Source organism: Vallitalea sp. (genome assembly GCF_025211055.1).
GTDB lineage: Bacteria > Bacillota > Clostridia > Lachnospirales > Vallitaleaceae > Vallitalea.
On sequence record NZ_JAOARO010000057.1, the window covers coordinates 238,466 to 252,575 of the forward strand.

The window sequence follows — 14,110 nt, forward strand, 5'->3', positions numbered from 1 at the left end:
TATATATATGATAGTATAGCTAAACTTAACATATGTCAAGTAATTTGTTTATCGCTAAACCATAGTTTTTTTTAGCATAAAAAAATCATTTATCATTTGTATAATCTCTTATACACAAAAAATTCCTACAGTGATATATGTTGTAGGAATTTTATTATAATTAGATGTAATCATTTTTATTTTTTGATTAGCTTAATCAACCTTTCCATAATAACAGCAACCTCTGCCCTTGTAGCATATTCTCTAGGAGCAAATGTGTTATCAGTATGTCCTTTTATAATTCCTGCTTCTACAAGTGCATTCACAGCATCTCTTGCCCATGTACTAACTAAATGTATATCCTCTACATTGTTTGTGGAATTTTGGGGAAGCTCTATATTTTCAATTTTACAATAATAATAGATTATCTTTGCAAGAGCTTCACGTGTTATAGGACTCTCTGGCTTAAATTCTTTTTTGCTTACTCCATTGATTATTCCTTTTTCATAAGCCCATACTATACCATTTTCATACCATGAATCCTTAGGAACGTCATTAAATACATTATTACCTTTTACTTCTTCCTTAGTATAATTTAATAATAAAGTAGTCACCATACCCCTTGTCATAATACTATTAGGTTCAAAAGTATCTTGAGAAGTTCCTTGCATTAAGCCATTTTCAATAACATATAAAATAGAATCTATTGCCCAGTGATCTTTTATATCTGTATAATTACTTATAATTTTATTATCTTTATTAATTATTGGCTTTTGTTTTGGTTTTGCCTGTGGTTTTGATTCATTAGCTGGTTCACTATTACTTGAAGGTATATGTGATGAACTTTTTCTTATTATCTTCAACAAATATGATTTAGTAGTTATACCATCTTCAGCTGTCACAACTAGAGTTATATTGTTTTCTCCAGCTGATAAATGAATCTCTTTTTGAACACTTTGTATAACTTTATCATTATCTATACTTATAGTTGCACTAGGATTTGAAGTTGTTGCACTTAGTGTTATATTTTTTATCTTTTCCACAGTTGCAGAGTATTCAGATACTTCACTATTAAAATCCAGTGGTATACCCTCTAAGCATAGATTACTTAACTGTGCATTATCCTTAGCTAAAGTAGTATCTGAATATATGACCTCATGAGATACTCCCTTTGATTTAAAATCAAATGTATAACTATTATTTTGTTCCCCCCGTAGATTAACTAATCCTTTATTTTCCTTCTTTTTATCATATAGTTGAGTGTGTTCTACAATGTTACCATCATCACCCACTAGGTTAACTATAATATTCCCTGATGAATTATTCCACAAAGAATTATTTTGGATTGTTACTTTTACCTGACTAGTATCATCACTATTACTTTGTCGAGATTGAATAGTAACAGGATTATTATCAGCCTTAGCCATTAACCCCTCAAGTGAAATGTATATTTCATTATTAAGGTTATCATATTCATTAATTTTAAAATATTTATCATTAATATTTTCCTCAATCCATGCCTTACCATAAACAGTAAGACCACCTTCTGGAATTTCTTTACCTTCCTTAATAAATTTAGTCATATCAAATGTAAAATTGGTTATATATGTTCCTCTATTAATCTTGTCAATATCATTTTTAGAAGTAATAACTTGTTCTTTTAAAGCCTCTCCTTCATAAGCAGAATTATCATAAAATGCTATCTTAACACGATGTTTATCATATGAAATAGGAATTCCCATATTGTCATAAAGAGATATAGCAACTTTTCGCTTTTGTTCTTTTTCTGAGATAACTTCACTACTTGATATACCAACATCTGGTATGTCTATATAAATAGTTTCTGCATTGGTTGTATATGTTGTTTTTTCATCATTTTTATTTATAAAATCTGCTTTAATAATATAATCTGGATTAATTATATCCTTTGGTATAGTATAATCTATTATTAAGGACAGACTATTACCTGGAAGCAATGGTGACTTAGATAAGTCAAAGTTCTTAATTTCTTTGTCAAGTGTAATATTAATATTGGATATTGGTTCATAACCTGCATTAAATACATTAAATTGAATTGGGATATCCATACCTGACTTCACATCTGGATAATCAAAGTAAATACTATCTACACGGATTTTATTATCATAATCGCCTGTTGCAGTATATATTGAAGACATACCTTTTTCAACTGTTATAGTTTCACTGATACCTTCTATCGATTCCACTGATTGTTCTCCTGTATTATAATTAGTACCTAATATAACAGCTTTTATTTTATTGCTTTCTTTTCCAGTTAAAACTCTAGCATCAAAATGATCTATAACTGTATAGGGAGCCATTACTGCCAATTCTTTCGCTGAAGTTATGTAATATCTATTCCCATCATTTTGTAAAACTTTTACTGCAAACAGTCCATCTTTATCAGCTTTATAGACGTCATTTTCTACTTTTACATCATCTTTCATTACTTGTTTCCATATTATTGATAATTCTTGTGGCTTAGTTGCACCCTTACTAAATCTGAAGTTATTATTAATAGTAACATTCGAATTATTATTTACGCTATTAATACTGTCAATAAACTTATTATATATTGCCCCTTCATCATTAAAAGTACATAATCTAATGTCACTCATTCTATACTCATTATCAGTATCAACACTGTACCAGCCAAGTACAAAACGTTCAGTATTATCTTCATCAAAAGTAATCTTTGTAAGTTGTGGATTTTCATCAATATTGGAATCATTAGTCATACGTACATTTTTTATAACATCACCATTACTATTAATAATACCATACATAACTTCTAACGCACTAGAACCTTCCTTATGTTCTTTATCTGAAAATCCTTCTGTATCTACTGTATAAGTAACAGCAGATGTACCATTACTCAACATCTGAGCTTCTATACCTAAAACATTACCGTTTGTTCCATTATATAATGTCTTGGTTTCACCCCATGATTTATCATATATTTTATATAAAATTTTATCACCACCTTTAAAGTCTAACGGTTTTTCTGGATTAGGTGCAGACACATTTCTCCAAGCAACTAAGACTTTTTCTCCGTTAGTAGCTACTACTGGTGCCAAATCTGAATTGGTATTTTGTGTTATTTTCTTAGTTATCCAAGTACCATTATCATAAATACTTACCATTACCTCTGTACTATTAGACATCAAAGCAATGTCTTCATTAGTCAAATCTTCTCCTGCTTCTTTTTCAATACTAGTATACTGTCTAACCCAAGTAGCAGCAGCAAAATCACTTTTTCCAGCTATTTTAAGAGCAGAGTCACCATATCCTTCATTAGAAGAATCAATTGAATTACCTTCTGGATAGCTATCTCCATCCCTAACTGAAAAGCATACAATAGTATCTTCGATATCACTACTATCTCCATCTGAAATATATGCAAGTATAGCTCCATCCTCTGTAAATACAGGATTTGCATAGGGATATGAATTGGTTTGTAATGCACTTGCTTCACTTTGTTGATCTAGAGTTTTAGATTCCAATATACGGTATTGTCCACTATTCCAACTTCTTTCAAAGTTATTCAAATAATCTCTTTCTTCCAATATAGTTTCTTCTTTGGCAGTTTGCAAATTATGACCTCTCAAATTCATAGCTGCCATACCCATAGAGCTTGGCATTATAGGCTGGTTAATATCGGTTGTAGTTCCCTTGCCATTTTCTTGCCAATACTTCTCTATATAGTCCCAATTATTGAACTTCAATCCTTTTGAAAATCCTACACTAGCTAAAACTTTTTTATAAGATACAAATAAAAACTTAGCATAAAATTCAATACCTGTTTTTCCACTCGCCTCTAAATATTGACCACTATAAACAGAATCATCTCCATCTAAATATGGACGATTCAACCATCTAAATCTACCGTCTAGTGATAATTGTCCAAAAACTCCTATTTTTAATGCTACTACAGAAAAATCAAAACCCATACCACCAAAAGCATATATATAAAAATATGTACGTAATTCTGTTAAATAATCGGTAACATAATCTTCATTATATTTTTCAACTATGGCTTTGCCATGATGTACAGCAATATCTAGTGATAATTCCCCTGATACTCCAAATGAGAACTGTGCTGTAACAGGAACAGGTCCAACCATTGAATTAACAAGCTTACTCCATTCGTAACCTACACCTGCATTAATACCACCATTTAGTATATATACTTTCCAATCATGCGTCTCAAAATCATAAGATATCTCACACTCTAGATAACCACCACCAGTAAATAATATATTCCCTTTTTTCCCTTTGTTTGCAGCATCTCCAAATTCTTTTAATTGCTCCTCTAGATAAGTACCCTTTGCAAAGTTTACAACATCCATCAATCCCGGTACATATTTGAATGTTTCAGAACTAGACTCTTCTGACATATAAACACCATTAGGGTTCTCACCTGACATAGAACCTATCTTTATTTTCATTAATCCACGATAACAAGTAGGATCACTGGTAGGCGTAAGAGTTAGACAACAAGTGCTTTCTGGTCTATCAGAACTCGAAAACGCTTGCAATACACCATTTATTATCTTATCTCCTACACTTGCCCCACCTCCAGGTAAATCCTTTAAAAGCTTATCATCAATATTTTCATTAAAATCATTGATTGTTTTTGAATCAATCGCTCTTGTTATGCCTTTCATATTGAGCACTATTATTTTAGTTGCTAGAGAATAATTATTATCACTTATACAATTCAAAGTCATAGGTACCAAATACCCACTTGGTATCCATATATTGTCTTCATTTATACTTAATGAGTGTTGTACAACACTATACTTAGTAAATGGATAGTTTATGTATGTTGTCTGTTGTCCTTGTGGAACAGTCCTATACTTATCTTTCATTGTAACAATAGCATCTACTTCGTCTTCATCATCCATAACCATAACATTTGTTTTTAGTATCACTTCATCTATTTCATCACTTAATCCTATCCTTCCACCTTTAACACCTAAATCAATAGAAGCGTTATTCTTTTTTGGAAATATAACAGTTTGATTAATAATAAATGGTTCTATACTACCAGAATAGTATCTAGGTTTAAGTTTTATTATATTTTCAGCAGTACTAACAATCTTATTCATTCCCATATTAGCATCTATTGTTATTAACTCTGGTTTAACATTATCTGCAACTTGAAGTTCAAATATAAATTCTAGCTTATCTTCTGCTGTTAACTGTTCAGAGTTATTCTCGACCCAAAACTGAGTTGTATCTAGATTTATTGTTAGCTGTCCATAATTAACAGTAACACTTTGGTCAGTTTTACCATCCTTGCCATTAATTAAGGCTTCTCTACAATACTTACCATTTTTATATATACCGCCTCTAATGATTATATCACCGTTAAGCTCTTCGCCATCAGTATTAATAAGAGCTAGGTCAACCATTGCAATAGGTCTTAACTCAAAGCTATTTCTAGGATATAGCTCCATTTTTGAACTATCATTTTCTGATGATAACACATCTTCATTATAAATAGTACCTAAATAAACCATATTAGAATATGTAGATTTTAAGTATACATCTGACTTGATACCACTTTCTTCGTATATGGCAATTTCACCATTTTCATTGGAATTAACAGTTTGAGTAATACCATCACCATTAGTATATGTTAAGGTTGTTACGGCTCTTGGAAATACTTGGAATAAATATAACTTATCCTTCAAAGTATTTACCGTTACATCAAGACTATCTTCCATTCCTGTCAGCTTATGGGTTGCTGTTATATTAGTTTCTCCATCTGATAATCCTGATAACATAAATTCTGAACTAGGACTATAAGAACTATAGTAATAATTTAAAATATTATCATATAATCCACCTTGATTATAGTTAATAGAAGCAATAACACTATTATCACTTTTCCATATTATTTGGTCTGCAATTTCTGCCCATTCGTATTGAGCACCATTAATACTAATAATATTGCTTAATCCTATTTTCCTATTCAGTTGTAAAATTTCTTCACTTGTCATTTTACTGATAGTTGAACTATTGTCCATTATTATGCTATCTTTATCATTGCCATCAACCATAAGCTTCAGAGCATCATCATTATATACATATACAACATAAGAATCATAGGACCATGTAGATTCTAGTTGATTTTTTGCCTTTACACTAACTACATAAACATCTTTCAGATTCCCTTCTACATCATCAATAGGTAACTCATAATTTCCAATATTACATTCCGGCCCTTCTTGGGTAATATAAATAGGTGTTTTTTCTTCATTTTTTGTTACTTTTAATTCGAATTCTGATTCATTTTTTATATCAAAATTATCTAGTGTATAGTTTATATTAATACTATCGGTATTATCGGTAATATAATATTTCTCTAATGGTGTAAGTTTTACAATTGCAGGGTTTGAAACAACAGTAATATATGCATTGGCAACTAATGGTTGTGATGTATATGGATCAATGGTTGATACCTCTATCATATAGCTGACTCTACCAATTAATGAGATATTATTTAGTTCTTCTGAAGGAATATTAAAGAAATTCACTTGATTATCTTTTGTAGCAGTAGCTGTATATTCCTTTTGCAAATTACCTTTTTGAATCTTATCTCCTTTATAGGTCACAGGATAAATCTTAATAGAAAAATCACTCTCTATATTTTGGTTATTTGTATGTTCAATATTCTTTTGAATGATGTTTGTTGTCCAAAGAATCTTGGCATCTTTGCCCTTTTGTATTGTAATGGTATTAACTTCTTCAGGTATAATAAGAAATGGTGTAAGCCCTACCTTGAAGTTCAAAGTTTTACTATTAATACTATATGGAGTTTTTACTCCTCCATTTGTCGCAGTCAATGTAAAGGTAACACTTCCTTCTACACCTTTTGGTGTAACAACACCGTTATTATTAATAGTTGCTACTGCTTCATTACTACTCGACCACTGAAAGTCCTTTGCTTCTTTCCAAGTTAATGATTGATTATTCACATTATAATTAAGTTTTATAGCAGAACCTTCTTGTAAAAATACAGTGTCATCTTCTGACCATTTTTCATATATGATGCTAAAATCATCTTCACTATCAGCAAAAACAAATGTTGGCACAATATATGTTGCTGTAACCCCTTGCATTAAAGTTAAGTTACTACTGCTACCTATTTCATTATCTAAAAAAAAGTATGCTCCATAGGCCTTATCTTGTCCAGTTGAATTACTTGGTGGAGTAAAATTACCTATAAGTTTCGTTGGATTACTTATGTTATCAACATATAAATCTACATCTACATTATTTCCATCACTTCCAATAACCTTAGCTTTTATGCTTGGTACAAGGTTATTAGATTTAACCTCATTAAATATCCAATTAATATCATTTGATTCATGGGATAAATCTATAGTAATTCTTCCTTTTGGTAATTTTGCAACACTATCAAGAGTAACATCTACATTATAACCCGTAAAAGCATCTGCTTTGCTTGTTGAATCTAATTTTACATCAGAAAATCTTTTTACAATATCAAATATATCTTGAGTTTTACATGATAAATCAACAGCACCCTTTATATCTTTTACTTCAAAACCTATAGCATCATCTTCTCTAACAGCATAAAGAAAACTATATTTGTAAGAAAGGTTATCATCCTTTTCTTGTGGAGATAGTACTTGTCCATTAACTGTAATTGTTAAATTTGAACCATCAACAGGCTCTGAGAAAAAAACACTAATAGGTACTTGCTGTCCCCTTATATATGTACCTGATTGTACTACAACATCTAATATTTTTGGTGTTATTTTGTCTATATATTTACATTGTTTATTGTTAATCTCTATATCACTAATGTTTACATAATTTTCAGGATTATTAATAATGATTGTATGTTTATAATTAAAAAAACAATCTTTATCTACTATTTTAATATCTTCACCTTTACAAATATTAATTTTAGATTTGTTATCTGTATACATAATATAATCAATTCTATGCGCCGTTTCACAAGAATCATGAGTTATAGTTATTTTAGTATTTTTCTCTTCTTGGTTATTATAGTATATTTGAAAATCAGACATATGAGTAACAATACCATCTTTAAAAAGATCACTTATATTATTTTTACAACTCAAACTATTATCAGTCAACCACAGTATACATCTCCCCAAAACATCTGTATAAATACTATCACTATATCTGTAAGCATCTTCTAGCAATTCATACTCCCTGCGATAATCAAAATCATTATTAATCTTAACAGATAATATATCAGTTTTTTTATTACCACTAAAAAAAGCATTTTTTATATCATCAAAACTAATATAAAAAATCTCTTCGCCAGTCCATCTTGTCCCAAGTAAATCATTATTATATTCTTCCTTATATATTTGTATTATAATATCCTTAGAAGTCTCATTGGGACTAAATATCACTTCACCATCAATTACCTCTTGATAATTGTTATTACCACTTATACAAAAATCATTTCCCGCACTACCCATTATAGTACTATACTTAAAACTAACAGGCTCATCATATTGTTTGCTTAAAGTTGCAGTTATAGTAATAGTCCCATTTTCATTTGGATGAGTTATATAACCATTATTCATATCATCACTATTAAAAGTAATAATAGGCTTCTCTTTTATTCCACTCGGGAACTCAGCATTCTTAACAATTTCATTAGCAAATGTTATACCTTTAGTATTTATTTGTTTCTCCAAAGAATCTAAAGCTTCTAAATGATCCTCTGTAAGTTTTACATCAGATTCAAAGTATTTCTTACGAATTTCATCAAGCTTGTATTCAATATCAATCATTATTTGAAGATTAGCTAAAGTTATTGGTGTATCATCTACATATACAACTTTATCAAAATCAATATCTTCATCACTTAAATATTCCTGTATCTCTTCTAGCGTCATCATTTGTCCATCTACTTTTATCTTAGAGCTAACAAAATCTCCCGCATCACTTAGTATGCCTAATTTTTTCATTTCTTCTAGCATTTTTTCTGCATCAATATCATCACCATACATTTTATTAAGCGTATTCAATAATTCTTGGTTTTTATCAATGCTATTGTGTTTTGTGACACTCACTCTTGCTAAAGTATCTAATGGAAAAACAGCAGTAAATAATATGCAAAAAATTAATATTATAGCTGTTACCTTTTTAATCGACCAATTTTTCATCAATTTTTCCTCCTTAAATATTATATAAATACCATTGCAAACCTTTACATATCTTTTAAAATTCCAAAATATTGTAGCACACAATTACTAATTTTTGTTTGCTATTGCATAATTGGAACGGATTTTGTCATAATCAGAAATTAGTTAGCTATATACATTGAACATATTGAAATGAATCTATAGATGTTTAAGTTCAATATATATATTGACTTTAAATTATAATATTAATATACTAGATACATCCTATTACAAAATCCTCTAAATAATAATTTTTAAAAAATTATTGTAGACAATAGTATTAATAAAATGGAAAAAGAAAGTAGGTACGCACTTTGTATAGAAAATTTATATATAAATATGTTAAATTTAATAAAAAATTTTTTGTATCTTTCATATGCTTACTATTTGTTATATCAACAATCTTATTATTATATTTTAATAAATACCTAAACCCGTATATGAAGAAGAATGTCCAAGATATTTCTCATAATTGGACATATCATACAAATGAAAATACAAACCTTAACCATCTATCTACACTACAACATGTAAGGGATATTGATATAGACGAAACACTTATTTTAACAAAAGAATTAAAAAGATATGTAGAGAATGGAGCTCTTCTTATAAAAAGTAACCATCAACACATTGAAGTGTTTATAGATCATGAATCTTTACTTAAAACCAACTACTATTATAGTAACCAAAAAAATCCAGGAATGAGCTTACATTTCGTTCAACTTCCTGATAACTATGTTGGTAAAACTTTGACAATAAAAATTACGTCACCCTATAGAGCTTATGCAGGTGCTGCAAGCAGTATTTACCTAGGTGATATTCCATCCTTAGAAGCTTTTACGCTTTCTAAATCCATGCTTCATTTTATTTTAATGATTATTTGCATTTTATTAGGTATAGGAATACTAATTTTATATTACCTACAAAAATATAATGATAGTAGCAATATAAGTTTTTTCTTCTTTGGTATATTTGCAATAGTATGGGGGCTTTATTATCCTTGCACAGATTATATAGTTTACCAATTTTTTGAACCGAGGTGGGTATCTCTTATAAGTATAGGATTATATTTTCTTATTCCCATACCACTTACACTTTCATTCTACTTTCGTTTTACTTTTTGTAGAAAATATTACATACCTTTAGTAATTTCACATATTTTATTTACTTCTTGTGCATATATACTACAAGTATTTGCCGTTGTAGATTTTCCTGAAATGCTTAATATAAACAATATTTTATATGCTATTTCAGTTTTTATAGTAATCGTTTTATCATTATTAGAAATACTTAAAGGTAATTCTTTTCTACGATTTACAACTCCTTGGGTAATTCTTGCTTATGTAGCTATCATCAGAGATTTTATTGTATTTTATACAACACGTATAGAACAACAATCTCATATATATAAAGACATGTTTTTTATTTTAATATTAATTATTTTACTTTATAGTATTTTACAATATTTAAAACAAACAGCTCAACAACAAGCAGATATGCAAACCTTAAAAATAAAAGAGCAACTTACAATAGAAAACTACAAAAATATAAACACCCACCTTCAGCAAGTGAGTGTATTAAAACATGAGATGAAAAATCATATTCTCTCTCTAAGTCTACTTATGGATAATAAAGATTACGAAAAAGCACGCTCTTATCTTGATGAGATATCTTCATATAGTAATGATATGATACAGGTTTTCTATACCCACAACTATCTTATCAATGCCATTCTAAATAGTAAACTAACAAAAGCCAGTAAACTAGGCATTAAGACAACTCATAAAATACTAGTTCCAAAAAAATTATCTATTTTAGATAGTGATTTATGTAGTCTATTAATGAATATTATTGATAATGCAATAGAATCTTGTGTAGGTATTAATAAAAATATAAGTCCATATATTGACTTAACAATCCATGTTCGTAATAATTATTTGTATGTATCATGTAAAAACTCTAAGACTAATAATATAACATATAAGAATTCAAAATATATATCTACAAAGTCAGACAATACCAACCACGGCTTTGGTATTATGACCATTGAACAAATTTCAAAGAAATACCATGGAATAATGGATATCACACATGATACATATAGTTTTATAATCAGTGTTTGCTTGAAGTTATAGTCTGCTATTAAACCTAAACTTCTTCTATCTTCCTAAAAACCCGAGAAGTTTTTTCCTTACATTATCAAAATTCGCCTTGCTTACGGGTACAGATTTTTCATTGTTCATAATAGCTTCATAGCGCTTGACAATTGAAACTTTAGATATATTAATAATAAAGCTTCGATGGCAACGAATAAAATCATCACATGGTAGATATTGTTGAAAATCAGATAGTTTTTCAGAGTAATAAATTACATCATCCAAAAGATGTATAGCTATTTTTCTACCTGAAATCTCTACATAGAATACATCATCTAAAGGTATCTTTCTAACTTCTGCCCCATGTATCAATGACAGATACTTATTTTCATAATTGTGTTTATAATCCAGCATTAGTGCTTTTCTTAGTTCCTCATTATTTAAAGGTTTAAGTAGATACCTAAAGGCTTGTACCTCGTATCCTTTTATAGCAAACTCTGCAACGGAAGTAATAAATACAATAGTAGTATTAATACCGTTTTCTCGTAATTCTGTAGCTACGTTGATACCATCAATACCATCCATAATAATATCTAATAAAATAATATGGTAGGTAGTACTTTCTTCCTTTAATCTGTTAATTATTTCTTCTCCCTTTGTAAATATGTCTATAGAATAATCTTCAGTCATTTCTTCTAATATTGCTCTAGCCATATACGCTATCTTTTCTGCAACTATTAATTCGTCATCACATATTGCAACTTTGTACATCGTTCATTCTCTCCATTTTTATCTTATTAAATTCAGGTTTATCTCTACCATTTCCCTTTATACAATTATTATTTGTATTAATTTCTACTATACCCCCATGATAAGTTAATTTCAACTATTATTCCCTACAATTCTATTTTACCTAATATTTCTTTCTCTTTATTGATTACATTTATTTTTAACCAACTTACTTCCCTATCAATTTTTTCTACATAGATATTATCTTTTATGGATAAAAGATTAATTTTGACATTGTATAAAGCTGATAATACAGCTGTCCTAGCCATCATTACTGACACAGCACCATCAGTTACAGCGTTTTTATTACCACTTTCTACAACTCTCATGGACAGTTCCATAATATCATAAGATTTTTTTGCAACTTCTAGTGGAACAGATGCCGCATATTTCATAGCATTTTGTATTGTCATTTTTCTTACAATTTTCTGTTCTTCTGTATCTTTTGGTAGTTTATAAGCATTCATAACTCTATTGAATGCCTCTGAATCGATATCTACATATTTTAATAACTGCTGTCTTAGAGCATTAGCTTTCTTAGATATATCTTTCATCTCATCATTAACATCTTCATATTTTTTCTTACCAATAGTTAAGTTGGCTACCATTTCTACCAAAGCTGCAGCTGTAGCACCGCTATTGGCAGCTATAGACCCTCCGCCTGGGACTGGATCATTAGATGCTGTTGCATCTAAGAACTGAGAGACACTTTTATCTATCAACATTTTATTAACCTCCCTTTACATATATATGACTCCTAAGTATATCTATTGTTCGTATTTATAATAGACCATCTGTCCATCTTTAATAACTTTTTCTGCTGTACTAACCCCTATATGGTATGGAATAAACTTATAAGAAGGATATTCATGTATTACAACGTCACCTTTTTTACCCACATCAATACTTCCTATGTAATCTGCTTTATCAAGAGCTGCGGCACCATTGATTGTAAGAGCAGTTATAGTCTCTTCTATGGACATATTCATATATAGAGTTGCCAGAGCAATGATTAATGGAATAGATTCTGTAAAACAACTGCCTGGGTTAAAATCAGTAGCCAAAGCTACAGCCAAGTCATTATCAATCATATATCTTGCTCTTGCAAAATCTTCTCTTAAACTAAAAGCAGTACCAGGAAGAAGAGTAGCTACTACGTCGTTCTTAGCCATTTCTCTTATTCCTTCATCAGATGCCCTTAGCAAATGATCTGCTGAAACAGCGCCTAACTTGGCAGCAAGATCAGCTCCTCCTAGCTGAACTATTTCATCAGCATGGATTTTTAATTTTAACCCTTTTTCCTTAGCCGCTGACAGGATTCTTTCTGATTGTTTTAATGAAAAAACTCCTTTTTCGCAAAAAACATCACAGAATTCTGCTAAGTCTTTATCTATTACATGAGGTAATACTTCGTTAATCATAAGATCAATAAACTTATCTTCTCTACCTTTGTAATCCTGTGGAACAGCATGAGCTCCTAAAAATGTAGGGACTACATCAATTTTATGTCTTATATCAAGTTTTTTCATTACTTCCAACTGTTTAATCTCTGTATCATAATCCAAACCATAACCACTTTTGCCTTCAACTGTGGTTACACCAAATGAAAGCATGGAATCTAATCTTTTCATTCCTATTCTTATCAGATAATCTTTTGAAGCCTCTTTCGTCTGTCTTACACTATTTACTATCCCACCACCCTTTTGCATTATTTCCATGTAGTCATCGCCTTTTAATCTCCAAGAATATTCTTCTTCTCGATAGCCTCCAAATACAAAATGAGTGTGTGAATCAATAAACCCAGGAAGAACAGTTTTATTAGTTGCATCAATGACTTCAGCAACCTTTTCAAATTGTCTAGGAATATCTAGTGTCTTACCAACCCATTTTATGATACCTTCCTCAATAACAACCGCACCGTTTTCTATTATACCTAGATCATTCATTTCCTTACCTTTTTTAGCCTTGAATCCACTGCATGTTACTAGTTGGCTAGCATTTTTAATAATCGTTCTTTTCATACTTTTT

General features: G+C 29.8%; 5 protein-coding genes. 1 reads left to right on the top strand and 4 read right to left on the bottom strand.

What is annotated here, in order from left to right; genetic code table 11:
• Positions 1-176: 176 nt before the first annotated feature.
• Positions 177-9,179: an S-layer homology domain-containing protein gene (locus N4A55_RS08205; protein WP_293755118.1), complete on the bottom strand. Its 9,003-nt coding sequence runs from the start codon at positions 9,177-9,179 to the stop codon at positions 177-179.
• A gap of 458 nt (positions 9,180-9,637) precedes the next feature.
• Between N4A55_RS08205 and N4A55_RS08210 the strand changes: the two genes are divergently transcribed.
• Positions 9,638-11,332: a sensor histidine kinase gene (locus tag N4A55_RS08210; protein WP_293755119.1), complete on the top strand. Its 1,695-nt coding sequence runs from the start codon at positions 9,638-9,640 to the stop codon at positions 11,330-11,332.
• 24 nt (positions 11,333-11,356) lie between these two features.
• Here the strand turns inward: N4A55_RS08210 and N4A55_RS08215 are convergent, their stop codons facing one another.
• The 3 genes from N4A55_RS08215 to hutI all read right to left on the bottom strand — a co-directional run bounded on the left by N4A55_RS08215 (position 11,357) and on the right by hutI (position 14,103).
• Positions 11,357-12,064, bottom strand: a complete 708-nt coding sequence (locus N4A55_RS08215) for a LytR/AlgR family response regulator transcription factor (RefSeq protein WP_293755120.1) — start codon at positions 12,062-12,064, stop codon at positions 11,357-11,359.
• Positions 12,065-12,189: 125 nt separating this feature from the next.
• A complete protein-coding gene (locus N4A55_RS08220) occupies positions 12,190-12,807 on the bottom strand; it encodes a cyclodeaminase/cyclohydrolase family protein (protein WP_293755121.1) in 618 nt (205 codons plus the stop codon).
• 42 nt (positions 12,808-12,849) lie between these two features.
• Positions 12,850-14,103, bottom strand: coding sequence for an imidazolonepropionase (gene hutI, locus N4A55_RS08225; RefSeq protein ID WP_293755122.1), 1,254 nt, complete (start codon positions 14,101-14,103; stop codon positions 12,850-12,852).
• Positions 14,104-14,110: the final 7 nt, after the last annotated feature.